A 14,077-nucleotide genomic window follows, 5' to 3' on the forward strand; every position below is an offset into this window, starting at 1 on the left:
ACAGGTTGCGCAAGACGTGAATCCGCCCCCAATGGGCGGACCGCGTTCGAGCCCACTTGCGCAATCGTGAATTTTTTTCACACTTAGGGGCTTGTATGACTAACACCGTTGCCAAGGATCAGGCGTATGTAGTGCCTTTCGAGCAGTTGCGGATGACCGATGTCGAGATCGTAGGCGGCAAGAACGCCTCGCTCGGCGAAATGATCAGCCAGTTGGCTGAGGCAGGCGTGCGAGTGCCCACGGGTTTCGCGACGACGGCGCTCGCCTTCCGCGACTTCCTGAAACATAACAACCTGACCGAACGGATCGCGGCTCGTCTGGAGACGTTCGACGTCGACGACGTGAAGGCGCTGGCCGAAGCTGGCAAGGAGATCCGTCAGTGGATCATCGACGCGCCGCTGCAGCCGAAACTCGAAGCGGACATCCGCGCCGGTTTCGAGACGCTGCAAAACGGTTCGCCGTCCGAGCTCTCGTTCGCCGTACGTTCGTCGGCAACGGCGGAAGACCTGCCCGACGCATCGTTTGCCGGTCAGCAGGAAAGCTACCTCAACGTGGTCGGCATCGAAGACGTGCTCGATCGCCTCAAGCACGTGTTCGCGTCGCTCTACAACGACCGCGCCATTTCCTATCGCGTCCACAAGGGCTTCACCCACGCCGAAGTCGCGCTGTCGGCTGGCGTGCAGCGCATGGTCCGCTCGGACCGCGGCGCCGCAGGCGTGATGTTCACGCTGGACACGGAATCGGGCTTCAAGGACGCGGTCTTCATCACGTCGAGCTACGGCCTCGGTGAAACGGTCGTGCAGGGCGCCGTGAATCCGGACGAGTTCTACGTCTTCAAGACCACGCTCGCGCAGGGCAAGGCTCCGATCATCCGCCGCTCGATCGGCTCGAAGCTCATCAAGATGGAATTCACGCAGCCGGGCGAGCCGGGTCGCGTGAAGACGGTCGACGTCTCGCACGAACAGCGCAACCGCTTCTCGATCACCGACGAAGACGTGATCGAGCTGGCGAAGTACGCCGTCATCATCGAGAAGCACTACCAGCGTCCGATGGACATCGAGTGGGGCAAGGACGGCCTCGACGGCAAGATCTTCATTCTCCAGGCGCGCCCGGAGACCGTGAAGAGCCAGGCCGCCGGCAAGGTCGAGCAGCGCTTCAAGCTCAAGGGCCAGTCGCAGGTGCTCGCAACGGGCCGCGCGATCGGCCAGAAGATCGGCGCGGGCCGCGTGAAGGTGATTCACGATCCGTCCGAAATGGAACGCGTGCAGCCGGGCGACGTCCTCGTCGCCGACATGACCGACCCGAACTGGGAGCCGGTGATGAAGCGCGCTTCGGCGATCGTCACGAACCGTGGCGGCCGTACCTGCCACGCGGCGATCATCGCGCGCGAGCTGGGCGTGCCGGCCGTGGTGGGCTGCGGCGACGCAACCGACGTGCTGAAGGACGGCGCGCTCGTGACGGTTTCGTGCGCGGAAGGCGACGAAGGCCGCATCTACGACGGTTTGCTGGAAACCGAAGTCAGCGAAGTCCAGCGTGGCGATCTGCCGGCCATTCCGGTCAAGATCATGATGAACGTCGGCAACCCGCAGCTCGCGTTCGACTTCTCGCAGCTGCCGAACGCGGGTGTTGGCCTCGCGCGTCTCGAGTTCATCATCAACAACAACATCGGCGTGCACCCGAAGGCGATTCTCGAGTACCCGAATGTCGACGCGGACCTGAAGAAGGCCGTAGAAAGCGTGGCTCGCGGCCACGCCTCGCCGCGCGCGTTCTACGTCGACAAGCTCACGGAAGGCATCGCCACGATCGCGGCGGCGTTCTATCCGAAGCCCGTGATCGTGCGTCTGTCGGACTTCAAGTCGAACGAGTACAAGAAGCTGATCGGCGGTTCGCGCTACGAGCCGGACGAAGAAAACCCGATGCTGGGTTTCCGCGGCGCGTCGCGTTACATCGCCGAGGACTTCGCGCAGGCGTTCGAAATGGAGTGCCTGGCGCTCAAGCGCGTGCGTGAAGAAATGGGTCTCGCGAACGTCGAGATCATGGTGCCGTTCGTGCGCACGCTCAAGCAGGCGGAGCGCGTGGTCGGTCTGCTCGAGAAGTTCGGCCTCAAGCGCGGCGTGAACGACCTCAAGCTGATCATGATGTGCGAAGTGCCGTCGAACGCGATTCTCGCCGAAGAGTTCCTGCAGTACTTCGACGGCTTCTCGATCGGCTCGAACGACCTTACGCAGCTCACGCTCGGCCTCGACCGGGACTCGGGCATGGAACTGCTGGCCGTCGACTTCGACGAGCGCGATCCGGCCGTGAAGTTCATGCTCAAGCGCGCGATCGAAACCTGCCGCCGTCTGAACAAGTACGTCGGCATCTGCGGTCAGGGCCCGTCCGATCACCCGGATTTCGCCCAGTGGCTCGCGGAAGAAGGCATCGCTTCGATCTCGCTGAACCCGGACTCGGTTGTCGAGACGTGGCAGCAGCTGGCGAAGTCGCAGTCGAAGTAAGTAAGCGCGGTGCCGAGGGCGTCACTCCTCGGCACATACGGAGCTTGATGCAGCTTCCCGTGCGTCACTGCACGCTGCGGAAAAAAGTGTCAGCTTCGTGCTATAACACCCCGGTCTATCCGGGGTGTTTTACTTTGGGAGGTCGTCGTGGGTCCGCATGGTTTGTTCTGGTGGATTGCCGCTGGCGTGCTCATCGTCGCCGAGCTGATGACCGGCACCTTCTACTTGTTGATGATCGCGCTCGGCTTTCTCGCCGGCGCGCTCAGCTATGAGCTTGGCTGGCCGCTCGACGGGCAACTGCTCGTCGCGGCGGCGGTCGGGCTCGCGGCCGTGGTCACGCTGCGGCGCTCGCGTTTTGGCCGCCGCCGGCGCATGACCGACGCCTCGACCGATCCGGGCGTGAACCTCGATATTGGCGCGACGCTTGCTGTCGCCGCATGGCGCGACGGCCGCGCGCGCACGATGTATCGCGGCGCCGAATGGGACGTCGAACTCGCGCCCGGCGAGCCCGAAGACGCGCCGCTCTATGAAATCAAGGCAGTGCGCGGCAGTTGCCTCGTCGTGGCGGCGAAGCGCGAACGGCGCGATGCCAATGCGCCCGGCGCCGCTCGCGACGACGCGCGCCACGCGTGACCGGCCGAATTCACCTCACACCAACACACCACACAGAAGCGAACGGAGGTCCCGTATGCAAGTCCCAGTCGTCGGCCTGATTCTGCTCGTGATCGTCGTCGTGCTGATCGCGCAGACTATCAAGATCGTGCCGCAACAGCATGCCTGGGTGCTCGAACGGCTTGGGCGCTACCACGCCACGCTTACGCCGGGGCTGACGATCGTGCTGCCGTTCGTGGATCGCGTGGCGTACAAGCACGTGCTCAAGGAGATTCCGCTCGACGTGCCGAGCCAGGTCTGCATCACGCGAGACAACACGCAGCTTCAGGTGGATGGCGTGCTGTACTTCCAGGTGACCGATCCGATGAAGGCGTCGTACGGCTCGAGCAATTTCGTGTTCGCGATTACGCAGCTTTCGCAGACCACGCTGCGCTCGGTGATCGGCAAGCTCGAACTCGACAAGACCTTCGAGGAACGCGACTTCATTAACCATAGCGTCGTGTCGGCGCTCGATGAAGCCGCATCGAACTGGGGCGTGAAGGTGCTGCGTTACGAAATCAAGGATCTCACGCCGCCGAAGGAAATCCTGCACGCCATGCAGGCGCAGATCACCGCCGAGCGCGAAAAGCGCGCGCTCATCGCGGCCTCGGAAGGCCGCAAGCAGGAGCAGATCAACCTGGCAGCCGGCGCGCGCGAGGCAGCGATCCAGAAGTCGGAAGGCGAGCGTCAGGCGGCGATCAACCAGGCGCAGGGTCAGGCGGCCGCCATTCTCGCAGTGGCCGAGGCCAACGCGCAGGCCATCCAGAAGATAGGCAACTCGATCCAGGCGCAGGGCGGGATGGACGCCGTCAACCTCAAGGTGGCCGAACAGTACGTGAATGCTTTCGCCAATCTGGCGAAGCAGGGCAATACGCTGATCGTGCCGGGTAACATGGGCGACTTGAGCTCGATGATCGCTTCAGCGCTGACGATCGTGAACCGGGCAGGCCTGCGCGAGGGGCAGATCAGCGGGGCCGGGGCGGCGAAGGGCGCATAAGCGCTCAGGCCGCTGCAAATGACAACGGGCCGCATGAGCGGCCCGTTGTCCATCTGAACTTCCGGAAGATTCAGGTGGGCGAGCGCATCAGGCGCGCCTTTTCGCGCTCCCAATCGCGTTTCTTCTCGGTTTCGCGCTTGTCGTGCAGCTTCTTGCCCTTGGCGAGGCCGATCTCGCACTTCACGCGGCCGCCCTTGTAGTGAAAGTTCAGCGGCACGAGCGTGAAGCCGCGCTGCTCGACCTTGCCGATCAGCTTGTCGATTTCCTCGCGATGGAGCAGCAGCTTGCGGGTGCGCGTGGGGTCCGGCTGGATGTGCGTCGAGGCCTCGGGCAGCGGGCTGATGTGCGTGCCGATCAGGTAGAGCTCGCCGTCCTTGATCACGACGTAGCTTTCCTTGATGTTGGCTCGCCCGGCGCGCATGGCCTTGACTTCCCATCCTTCCAGCACGAGCCCGGCCTCGTGGCGCTCTTCGATGAAGTAATCGAAGAACGCTTTTCTGTTGTCGATGATGCTCATAGGAAAATGGGATTGGCCCAACTCGTTTAAAATTACGATTTTAGCAAAGCGGGCTCCCGAAAGCCCGTGGCGCTTTCACCCTAGCCACGCATTGCGCAATTTATGGCGGATGTCCAGAAAACCGTGTTGATTCGCCATTCGGCGGAACAAATGTTCGACCTCGTCACCGACGTCGCCGACTACCCCAACTTCCTGCCGTGGTGCGGCGGCGTCGAGATTCGCCGTCAGGACGAGAGCGGCATGGAGGCGAAGATCGACATCAACTTCAAGGGCATCAAGCAACACTTCGCCACGCGCAACTCGCAAAAGCGGCCCGAGCGCATCGACATGGAATTCGCCGATGGCCCGTTCCGCAAGTTCACGGGCTACTGGCGTTTCACGCCGCTGCGCGCCGACGCCTGCAAGATCGAGTTTGCGCTGCATTACGAGTTTTCAAACATCATTCTAGAGAAGCTCATCGGGCCAGTGTTCCATCACATCGCGAACACCTTCGTCGACTCCTTCGTGAAGCGCGCCGACCAGCGCTACGGCAAGCCATGAGCGCGAATCTTTCCATCGACGTCTGCTACGCGCTGCCGGATGCGCAGACGCTCATCAGCATCGAGTTGCCGACGGGAGCGACCGTCCAGCAGGCCATCGAAGCAAGCGGCATTCTCGCGCGCCATCCCGAGATCGATGTGGCGAAGCTCAAGGTGGGCGTGTACGGTAAGCTCAAGCCGCTCGACACCGTGCTCGCCGACCACGACCGCGTGGAGATCTACCGGCCGCTGATCGTCGACCCCAAGATGGCGCGCCAGCGTCGCGTCGACAAGACCCGCAAGGAAGGCTCGATCGAAGGGCGCAAGTGGTTGCCCAAGGACTCGCGCTAGAGGTTCGAGCCGGGTTGCCACGGATTTAACGCACGAACGTAATGGGCGGGACAGCTTGCGCTGTCTCGCCCATTCGGCATTTTGCGGCCCGGCGCGCTCAGGCGATGGTCGTGCGGCCGTTTTGCTTCGCGTCGACGTTGGGTTGCGCAAGGCGGCTTTCGTTGCCGATGCCCGGCAGATCGCCGTTCGGCACGATGCCGTCGCCGTGCGCGGTGTCTTCCGGACCGCCCGAATGCTGGCGTACCGACCAGCTTACGCCCGCCACGAGCAGCATGATCGCCGCGATTTCCAGCCCGCGCGGCAGCCGGTGATCGTAAATAAAGCCATAGAGCAGGGCGAACAGCGTCTCGAACACGATCATCTGACCCGAGAGCGTGAGCGGCAAGCGCTTGGCGGCGGCGTTCCAGAGTCCGTTGCCGAGCCACGAGGCGCCGATCGCGAGCACCAGATTCAGCTGCCAGAACGTGGTCCAGCGGCCGGCGGCCACGGTTTCCTGCACCCAGTGCGACGGCACGACGAGAATGCCGAGCCAGAGCAGGCCGCCGAGCGCGCCCGTGACCACGCCCCAGAGCACCGACCATTCGTTGCCGCTGAAGTGCGCATTGCGCTGCAGATAACGCGCGTTCTCGACCGCGAACCAGGTCCAGCACACGAGCGAGCCGACTGCGCAGCCAATGCCTGCGATGCGCGTGAGGATACTCGCGCCGCCCGCGTCGCCGGCTGCGCTGAACACGTCCACGTTGATGCAGACGATGCCGGCCGCGATCATCGCAAGCGGCCAGACCAGACGCGAAAGCGGCACGGCGCCATGGTCACGGCGGCCGAGCAGCGTGACCGTGACGGGCAGCACGCCGACGATCAGCGAGGCCGGCGCGATGCCCACCAGATGGATGGCACTCGCGAGAAAGAGGTAATAGAGCACGTTGCCCACCAGCGCGAGTTTCACGAGCGCGACGAGATCGGCGCGCGTCATGCGCGGCCAGACACGGCGCAGCATGGGCAAAAGCGCAGCGAGCGAAACGAGCCCATACATCGCATAGCGGCCCGCGCTCAGGAGCAGTGGCGAGAACTCCGCCAGTTGCCGGGGCACGACGAACACCGTTCCCCATAATGCGCCGGCGAGCACGCCGTACAACACACCACGCTGCATTTGTATTGCCTCCGGATACTTCGGGTGGCCCAAGGCAGGCCGTTTTGAGAGAACGGCCCGAAGCATAACTGGAGGTGCGCGCACCCGTCTTGTTCAATCCTGCAGCGTGCGCCCGATATTCGGGTCGGAGGCGGGCCATGCCCGCACGGCTCGCACCGGCAGGGCCGGAGCATGGAAATAATCCCGAAAACGGCGCTAAGCTACTGTTAGCGCTGATGATTTCCAGGGCGCTATCGCGTATAATCTGCTTTTGCGCCTATAGGATTTGCCATGCGTCTGATCCAGAAAGCACTCACGTTCGATGACGTGCTCCTCGTCCCCGCCTTTTCCGACGTTCTCCCGCGCGACACCAGCCTGAAGACCCGGCTGACCCGCAATATCTCCCTGAACATTCCGCTCGTGTCGGCCGCTATGGATACCGTCACGGAGGGCCGTCTGGCAATCGCCATGGCGCAGCAGGGGGGTGTCGGCATCGTTCACAAGAACCTCACGCCGGCCGAGCAGGCGCGCGAGGTCGCGAAGGTGAAGCGCTTCGAGTCGGGCGTCGTGCGCGATCCGATCACGGTTCCGCCGCAAATGAAGGTCGCCGACGTCATCGCGCTCTCGCAGCAGCATGGCATTTCGGGCTTCCCGGTCGTGGAAGGCGCGCAACTCGTCGGCATCGTCACGAACCGCGACCTGCGTTTCGAAACGCGCCTGGATGAGCCGGTGCGCTCGATCATGACGCCGCGCGAGCGCCTCGTCACCGTCAAGGAAGGCACGCCGCTCGTCGAAGCCAAGGCGCTCATGCACAGCCACCGCCTCGAGCGCGTGCTGGTCATCAACGACGCATTCGAGCTGCGCGGTCTCATGACCGTCAAGGACATCACCAAGCAGACCGAGCACCCGGCCGCCTGTAAGGACGAGCACGGCAAGCTGCGCGCGGGCGCGGCAGTCGGCGTCGGTCCGGACAACGAAGAGCGTGTCGAGTTGCTGGTGCAAGCCGGCGTGGACGTGATCGTCGTGGATACGGCGCATGGTCACAGCAAGGGCGTGCTCGAGCGCGTTCGCTGGGTCAAGAAGAACTTCCCGCACGTCGAAGTGATCGGCGGCAACATCGCGACGGCCGACGCGGCGCGCGCGCTCGTCGAGTACGGCGCGGACGGCGTGAAGGTCGGCATCGGCCCGGGCTCCATCTGCACGACGCGTATCGTGGCCGGCGTGGGCGTGCCGCAGATCAGCGCGATCTCCAATGTCTCGGAAGCACTCAAGGGCACGGGCGTGCCGTGCATCGCCGACGGCGGCGTGCGCTACTCGGGCGACGTCTCGAAGGCGCTGGCCGCCGGCGCGAACGCCGTGATGATGGGCAGCATGTTCGCGGGCACCGAAGAGTCGCCCGGCGACGTGTTCCTGTACCAGGGCCGCCAGTACAAGTCGTATCGCGGCATGGGCTCGGTCGGCGCGATGAAGGACGGCGCCGCGGACCGCTACTTCCAGGACAACTCGGCGAACATCGACAAGCTCGTGCCGGAAGGCATCGAAGGCCGCGTCGCCTACAAGGGTCCCATCAACGCCATCCTGTTCCAGCTGATCGGCGGCGTGCGCGCCTCGATGGGTTACTGCGGCTGCCGTACGATCGAAGACCTGCACGCGAAGGCGGAGTTCGTGCAGATTACCGGCGCCGGCCTGCACGAGTCGCACGTGCACGACGTGCAGATCACGAAGGAAGCGCCCAACTATCACGTGGACTAAACCCCGATGAAGCCGCTGCTGCGCGTGCTACTGATTGTCGATGCGTTGACGTTGCTTGGGTTCGGCGTGCTGTTCGTTCTCACGCCCTGGACTCTCGTCTACGACGCGTTGCAACTGGTGCAAACGCAGCCGGCGCTCGTTGGGCAGGCGTTTGGCGTGGTGCTGCTGGGTTTCGCGTGGCTCGCGCTGCGCGCGGCCTTCCACGGGGAGATGACACTGCCTGTGGGCCGCACCGTGGGGCACGTCAACTGGATTGCCGGCGTGCTGATGCTGGTCTGGCTGATCGGACTGCGTGCGCCGCGGCTCACGGGTTTTGGCCAGTTGGTGGCAGGTGCGGTTGGGGTGTGGCTGATCGTCCTCGGCCTCGGCGGCGTCCGGCTCGCGGGCGCGGTGCGCAAGCGCCAGAAGGGGCAGGCGAGCGGCAGTTCCGCGCAGCAGCGCAAGGTGGAGAAGGCCCAGCCCGAACGGCGCGAAGAGCCGGTGTCGTACGCGAAGCCGGGCTTTATGCGAACGATGGCGTGGGGCGGAGGGGCAAAACGGGCGGCAGCGCCGGTCGAACCCGTTGTGGAAGTCCCGACCGTGACGCCCGCGGCCGTTCCGCCGGTTGCGCCCCGTCCATCGCCGGTTACGCCGCCGCCCGCCAGTCCCGCGCAAGCTCGAGAGGCTCGCCAGGCGGCTCGCGACGAGGCGGCCGACGCACCGAGGCCGCCGCTGCGTGGCTGAAGCCACGCGCAAACCCGACCTCCCAAACAGCAGACGCAGTGCGCCCGAAGCACACCCGAACTTGCGCCACCCGGTGCCGCCGTAGCGCGGCGCTTGGGTCCTGATGAATTCACGCTGCGCGCATTTGAAGTGTCGCGCGGCTTTCCGTATCCGTTCTTTTTTAGGTCTCGTCCGCAGCCATGCACGACAAAATCCTGATCCTCGACTTCGGCTCGCAAGTCACCCAGCTCATCGCGCGCCGCGTGCGCGAAGCCCACGTTTATTCGGAAATCCATCCGTACGATGTGGATGACGCATTCGTGCGCGAATTCGCGCCAAAGGGCATCATCCTCTCCGGCGGCCCGAACTCGGTCACGGACACCGACACGCCGCGCGCGCCGCAAGCCGTGTTCGAACTGGGCGTGCCGGTTCTCGGCATTTGCTACGGCATGCAGACAATGGCCGAACAGCTCGGCGGCAAGGTCGACGGCGGCCACCTGCGCGAATTCGGCTACGCCGAAGTGCGCGCGCGCAACCACACGAGCTTCCTCGAGGGCATCGAAGACTTCCGCACGAGCGAAGGCCACGGCATGCTCAAGGTGTGGATGAGCCACGGCGACAAGGTCACGGAAATGCCGGCAGGCTTCCAGCTGATGGCGTCGACGGAATCGTGCCCGATCGCGGCCATGGCCGATGAAGCGCGCCACTTCTACGGCCTGCAATGGCACCCGGAAGTCACGCACACGGTGCAGGGCCGCGCGATGCTCGAGCGCTTCGTGCTCGGCATCTGCGGCGCGAAGGCCGACTGGGAGATGGGCCACTACATCGACGAAGCCGTCGAGACGATCCGCAGGCAGGTGGGCAACGAGCACGTGATTCTCGGCCTCTCGGGCGGCGTGGATTCGTCGGTCGCGGCGGCGCTGCTGCATCGTGCGATTGGCGACCAGCTGACCTGCGTGTTCGTCGATCACGGCCTGCTGCGTCTGAACGAAGCCGAGCAGGTGATGTCGATGTTCGCCGACAACCTCGGCGTGAAGGTGATCCATGTCGACGCGAGCGAAGCGTTCATGTCGAAGCTCGCCGGCGTGACCGATCCGGAAGCGAAGCGCAAGATCATCGGCGCGGAGTTCGTCGAAGTGTTCCAGACGGAAGCTGGCAAGCTCACCGACGCCAAATGGCTCGCGCAAGGCACGATCTATCCGGACGTCATCGAGTCGGCCGGCAAGGGCAAGAAGGCCGCGCACACGATCAAGAGCCACCACAACGTGGGCGGCCTGCCGGAAACGCTCAACCTCAAGCTGCTCGAACCGCTGCGTGAACTCTTCAAGGACGAAGTGCGCGAACTGGGTGTGAAGCTCGGCCTGCCGCACGAAATGGTCTATCGCCATCCGTTCCCGGGCCCTGGCCTCGGCGTGCGTATTCTCGGCGAAGTGAAGCGCGATTTTGCGGATCTGCTGCGCCGCGCGGATGCGATCTTCATCGAGACGCTGCGTAACACGATCGACAAGGAAACCGGCAAGTCGTGGTACGAGCTCACGAGCCAGGCGTTCGCCGTGTTTCTGCCGGTGAAGAGCGTGGGCGTGATGGGCGATGGCCGCACGTACGAGTATGTCGTTGCGCTGCGCGCAGTGCAGACGCTCGACTTCATGACGGCGCACTGGGCGCACTTGCCGCACGAGTTGCTGGGCCACGTGTCGAACCGCATCATCAATGAAGTGCGCGGCATCAACCGTGTGGTGTACGACATCTCGGGCAAGCCGCCCGCGACGATCGAATGGGAGTGACGTTCTCCCGCTAGCCTGCAGGCGAAGCAAAGAACCCGCGTTCGGCACGGTGTGCCGGCGCGGGTTTTTTGCTTCCGGCGCTCAATGCTTCAGGCACGTATCCGCGTTCTTCCAGGTGCAAACGTCGAGACCCGTGTGGACGATCGGCTTCACCGTCTTTCCTTCGGCGAGGTCGCGCATCACCATCGCCGCCTGATAGCCCATTTCCTCAGGCCGCTGCCCGACCAGCGCATTGACCTTGTGGTCCTTGAGGGCCTGCAGCTCCGGCCCGAGCGTATCGGCTGAAACGATCACGAACTGGCCGCTGTTGATCTTGTCCATGATCGGCGCGACGACCTGCGAATACGCCTCGGGTGCGAAGAGCGGCCAGCCGCCCTCGAACACGAACGCCTGGAGCGTGCTGGCGTTCGCGGTGAGCGTGTCCTGCATCATCTGGTTCGCTTTCGCGGCATCGTCGTTCACGTAGAGCGGACAGGCGCTGATCTCGTGCCAGTTGTTTTCGCCCGCCAGCTTCTTGATGCCTTTCTTGCCCGAGAGCACGTCGCGTGTGCCCTGGGCGCGCTGGTTGATGTTCTCGGCCGCGGGGTTGCCCATCACGAGGCAGATGTTGCCGCCCTTGGGCATCAGCGTCTTCAACTGCTCGCCGAGCTTCACGCCCAGCTCGTAGTTGTCGGTGCCCACATACGCCTTGCGCAACGACTGGTCCTTCGGCAGCAGATCGGCGTCCGCGGTGATGATCGGGATCTTCGCGTTGCGGCGGCGGATCACCTCGGCAATGGCCGGCGCGTTCGACGGCGAAATGGCAATCGCCGCGACGCCCTTGGTCAGCAGGTCGTCGACGATCTGCACTTCGGCGCTTTCATCCGCCGCTGTCGCGGGGCCCGTGTAGTAGCAGTTGTAGCCCTGTTTGCTGAGCTCCTTGTTGGCCCGGTCGCAGCCCTGGTGCATGAGGTCGAAGTACGGATTGTCGAGGCCCTTCACGACCAGCGCGAGGGCCTTGTCGGCTGCGTAGGCGGAAGAGGCCAGCATCGCGAGCCCTCCGATCGCAGCGAGATACTTCCACGCTTTCTTCATGGTTTCCTCCTGTTCGGCGCCGGTTGTACGGCGCGCGTGTCTCGTACAGTTTTCGTCATCGGAAGGAAAGCCCGCGCCCGTGCCTTGGGCTTTCTGCGGAACCGCGCGCAACGAGTCGCGCTTCTTGTGATGGCTGACGGCCGGCGGTTCCGCGTGCAGTCCGGCCGCGCCTCCCTGAATTCCGTTCAGTCGTTTTGCCGCTCGCCGCCCAGCCGGTTGAACAGCACGGCGATGATGATGAAGCCGCCTACGACCGTGCCTTGCCAGAACGAATCGACGCCGAGCAGGATCAGGCTGTTGCGGATCACTTCGATGAGCGCGGCGCCGACGATCGTGCCGAACGCGCTGCCCACGCCGCCCGCGAGATTGGTGCCGCCGATCACCGTGGCGGCGATCACGCGTAGCTCGTCGCCGGTGCCGAGGCCGGTGGTCACCGCGCCGAGCCAGCCCACTTCGAGAATGGCCGCGACGCCTGCCATCAGGCCGCCCAGCACATAGACCGAGCAGATCACGCGCCGTACCGGCACGCCGGTGAGATTGGCCGCATGACGGTTGCCGCCGACCGCGAAGACATAGCGGCCCCAGCGCGTGAAGGCGAAGGCGAACCAGAACAGCAGGCCGAGGACGATCAGAAACCACACGGGATTGGCCACGCCGAGCGTTTTGCCGCCGCCGAGCACGAGGAGCTTGTGCCCGTCGGGTCCGAATTCGAAGATGGTCCGGCTTCCGGAGATCACGAGCGCGAGGCTGCGGCCCACGCTCAGCATGCCGAGCGTCACGACGAACGGCTGCATGTTGAGATAGGCGATGAGCAGGCCGTTCACGAGGCCGACCACCCCCGCGGTGAGCAGGCCGAGGCCGATGCCGGCCCAGATCGGGTAGCCCGCGTTCATCGTGACGGAAAGCACGATGCCGCTCAGGCCGATCGTCGAGCCGACCGAAATGTCGATCCCGCCTGTAATGATGATGGCCATCATCCCCAGCGCGACGATGGCGACAAAGGCGAAGTTGCGCGTGACGTTGAAGAGGTTTTGCTGCGTGGCGAACGTCGAGGTGACGAACGAGAGCAGGAGGCAGGCTGCGAGCGTCGCGAGCACCACCCAGAACACCTGGCTCGCGAGCAGTCCGCTCCAGCGGGCGTGGGTCTTCGCGGATTGGGGATCGTCAAGCAGTGTCGGCATCGGATTCGGCCTTTGCGGCGCATCGTTCAATTCCGGGTCTCCTGTCGGCCGCACTTAGCGCTTCAGCGCTTAGTGCGGCCCCATGCAAAGCGGTCGGCGCGCACTTAGCGCTTCAGCGCTTAGTGCGGCCCCATGCAACACAATCGCGCGCGGGCCGCTTCAGGCCGCGGCGATGGCTCCGGTGATCAGGCCGGTGACTTCCTCCGGCGAAGAGGCTTCGGTCTGCTTGTCCGCAACCTTGCGCCCGCGCCGCATGACGACCACGCGGTGGGCGACTTCGAAAACGTCAGGCATGCGGTGACTGATGAGAATGACGGCAATGCCATGTTCGGACAGGCGTTTGATGAGGTCGAGCACCTGCGCGACCTGGCGCACGCTGATCGCGGCGGTGGGTTCGTCCATGAGCACGAGCCGCGCCTCGGACAGTCGCGTGCGCGCAATCGCCACGGCCTGGCGCTGGCCGCCCGACATCTGCCGGACGAGATCGCGCGGGCGCGTTTCGGACTTCAGTTCCTTGAACAGCTCGGCAGCGCGCCGGTACATGGCCGCGTGATCGAGTACGCGAAAGGGCCATATGCCGAGGCGCGGCTCGCGCCCGAGAAAGACGTTGGCCGCCGCGGTGAGGTTGTCGCAGAGCGCGAGGTCCTGATACACGACCTCGATGCCCTTGGCGCGGGCATCCACGGGGCGGCTGAAATGAACGGGCTTGCCGTCGATGAGGACTTCGCCGTGAGAGGGCGGGAAGTTGCCGGCGATGACCTTCACCAGCGTCGATTTTCCGGCCCCGTTGTCGCCCATGAGTCCGACCACCTGGCCGGGTTCCAGGCTCAACGTCACGTCGGTCAGCGCCTGGATGGCGCCGAAGTGCCTGGAAACGCCTCTGAGCTCAAGAAGACTCATGGACTGTCGCGCTCGCGCCTGTGAAG

At 64.5% G+C, this 14,077-nt stretch carries 13 protein-coding genes; 8 read left to right on the plus strand and 5 right to left on the minus strand.

The window, feature by feature from the left end; genetic code table 11:
• The first annotated feature begins 95 nt into the window (after window positions 1–95).
• From ppsA to BFD71_RS17875, 3 genes are all read left to right on the plus strand, one after another.
• Window positions 96–2,495, plus strand: coding sequence for a phosphoenolpyruvate synthase (gene ppsA / locus BFD71_RS17865; RefSeq protein WP_069265628.1), 2,400 nt, complete (start codon window positions 96–98; stop codon window positions 2,493–2,495).
• Window positions 2,496–2,642: 147 nt separating this feature from the next.
• Window positions 2,643–3,128, plus strand: a complete 486-nt coding sequence (locus tag BFD71_RS17870) for an NfeD family protein (protein WP_141710708.1) — start codon at window positions 2,643–2,645, stop codon at window positions 3,126–3,128.
• 55 nt (window positions 3,129–3,183) lie between these two features.
• Complete coding sequence (locus BFD71_RS17875; protein ID WP_069265629.1) at window positions 3,184–4,143, plus strand: SPFH domain-containing protein; 960 nt, start codon at window positions 3,184–3,186, stop codon at window positions 4,141–4,143.
• 70 nt (window positions 4,144–4,213) lie between these two features.
• Here BFD71_RS17875 and smpB read toward each other — a convergent pair whose 3' ends face one another.
• The gene (gene smpB, locus BFD71_RS17880) at window positions 4,214–4,660 is read right to left on the minus strand and encodes an SsrA-binding protein SmpB (RefSeq protein WP_069265630.1); all 447 of its coding nucleotides are present in this window, start codon (window positions 4,658–4,660) and stop codon (window positions 4,214–4,216) included.
• Between the two features lie 102 nt (window positions 4,661–4,762).
• Between smpB and BFD71_RS17885 the strand changes: the two genes are divergently transcribed.
• Window positions 4,763–5,200, plus strand: coding sequence for a type II toxin-antitoxin system RatA family toxin (locus tag BFD71_RS17885; protein WP_042265786.1), 438 nt, complete (start codon window positions 4,763–4,765; stop codon window positions 5,198–5,200).
• Window positions 5,197–5,529, plus strand: coding sequence for an RnfH family protein (locus tag BFD71_RS17890; protein ID WP_069265631.1), 333 nt, complete (start codon window positions 5,197–5,199; stop codon window positions 5,527–5,529). The genes BFD71_RS17885 and BFD71_RS17890 overlap by 4 nt, the downstream gene beginning before the upstream one ends.
• A gap of 97 nt (window positions 5,530–5,626) precedes the next feature.
• On the opposite strand, the gene BFD71_RS17895 is transcribed toward BFD71_RS17890, so the two are convergent.
• On the minus strand, window positions 5,627–6,679 hold the full coding sequence (locus BFD71_RS17895) for a DMT family transporter (protein WP_069265632.1): 1,053 nt from the start codon (window positions 6,677–6,679) through the stop codon (window positions 5,627–5,629).
• Between the two features lie 270 nt (window positions 6,680–6,949).
• Between BFD71_RS17895 and guaB the strand changes: the two genes are divergently transcribed.
• The 3 genes from guaB (at window position 6,950) to guaA (ending at window position 10,896) form a co-directional block, all read left to right on the plus strand.
• On the plus strand, window positions 6,950–8,410 hold the full coding sequence (guaB, locus tag BFD71_RS17900) for an IMP dehydrogenase (RefSeq protein WP_069265633.1): 1,461 nt from the start codon (window positions 6,950–6,952) through the stop codon (window positions 8,408–8,410).
• 6 nt (window positions 8,411–8,416) lie between these two features.
• Window positions 8,417–9,133: a hypothetical protein gene (locus BFD71_RS17905; protein WP_069265634.1), complete on the plus strand. Its 717-nt coding sequence runs from the start codon at window positions 8,417–8,419 to the stop codon at window positions 9,131–9,133.
• A 179-nt stretch (window positions 9,134–9,312) separates the two neighbouring features.
• Window positions 9,313–10,896 (plus strand): glutamine-hydrolyzing GMP synthase, encoded by a 1,584-nt coding sequence (gene guaA, locus BFD71_RS17910; RefSeq protein ID WP_069265635.1) that lies wholly within the window; start codon window positions 9,313–9,315, stop codon window positions 10,894–10,896.
• An 81-nt stretch (window positions 10,897–10,977) separates the two neighbouring features.
• Here guaA and BFD71_RS17915 read toward each other — a convergent pair whose 3' ends face one another.
• The 3 genes from BFD71_RS17915 to BFD71_RS17925 form a co-directional block, all read right to left on the minus strand.
• Complete coding sequence (locus tag BFD71_RS17915) at window positions 10,978–11,970, minus strand: sugar-binding protein (RefSeq protein ID WP_069265636.1); 993 nt, start codon at window positions 11,968–11,970, stop codon at window positions 10,978–10,980.
• A 185-nt stretch (window positions 11,971–12,155) separates the two neighbouring features.
• Entirely contained in the window at window positions 12,156–13,151 is a 996-nt protein-coding gene (locus BFD71_RS17920; RefSeq protein ID WP_069265741.1) for an ABC transporter permease, read from the minus strand.
• Between the two features lie 159 nt (window positions 13,152–13,310).
• Window positions 13,311–14,051: an ATP-binding cassette domain-containing protein gene (locus BFD71_RS17925; protein WP_069265637.1), complete on the minus strand. Its 741-nt coding sequence runs from the start codon at window positions 14,049–14,051 to the stop codon at window positions 13,311–13,313.
• Window positions 14,052–14,077: the final 26 nt, after the last annotated feature.

Source organism: Paraburkholderia nodosa, from assembly GCF_001718195.1.
Lineage (GTDB): Bacteria > Pseudomonadota > Gammaproteobacteria > Burkholderiales > Burkholderiaceae > Paraburkholderia > Paraburkholderia nodosa_A.

Bases quoted from the DNA above. Each gene is read 5' to 3' on its own strand.
- BFD71_RS17905 (WP_069265634.1), top strand. From the start codon at position 8,417: ATGAAGCCGCTGCTGCGCGTGCTACTGATTGTCGATGCGTTGACGTTG.
- BFD71_RS17920 (WP_069265741.1), bottom strand. From the start codon at position 13,151: ATGCCGACACTGCTTGACGATCCCCAATCCGCGAAGACCCACGCCCGC.
- BFD71_RS17890 (WP_069265631.1), top strand. From the start codon at position 5,197: ATGAGCGCGAATCTTTCCATCGACGTCTGCTACGCGCTGCCGGATGCG.
- guaA (WP_069265635.1), top strand. From the start codon at position 9,313: ATGCACGACAAAATCCTGATCCTCGACTTCGGCTCGCAAGTCACCCAG.
- BFD71_RS17895 (WP_069265632.1), bottom strand. From the start codon at position 6,679: ATGCAGCGTGGTGTGTTGTACGGCGTGCTCGCCGGCGCATTATGGGGA.
- BFD71_RS17885 (WP_042265786.1), top strand. From the start codon at position 4,763: ATGGCGGATGTCCAGAAAACCGTGTTGATTCGCCATTCGGCGGAACAA.
- smpB (WP_069265630.1), bottom strand. From the start codon at position 4,660: ATGAGCATCATCGACAACAGAAAAGCGTTCTTCGATTACTTCATCGAA.
- BFD71_RS17925 (WP_069265637.1), bottom strand. From the start codon at position 14,051: ATGAGTCTTCTTGAGCTCAGAGGCGTTTCCAGGCACTTCGGCGCCATC.
- BFD71_RS17875 (WP_069265629.1), top strand. From the start codon at position 3,184: ATGCAAGTCCCAGTCGTCGGCCTGATTCTGCTCGTGATCGTCGTCGTG.
- BFD71_RS17915 (WP_069265636.1), bottom strand. From the start codon at position 11,970: ATGAAGAAAGCGTGGAAGTATCTCGCTGCGATCGGAGGGCTCGCGATG.
- ppsA (WP_069265628.1), top strand. From the start codon at position 96: ATGACTAACACCGTTGCCAAGGATCAGGCGTATGTAGTGCCTTTCGAG.
- guaB (WP_069265633.1), top strand. From the start codon at position 6,950: ATGCGTCTGATCCAGAAAGCACTCACGTTCGATGACGTGCTCCTCGTC.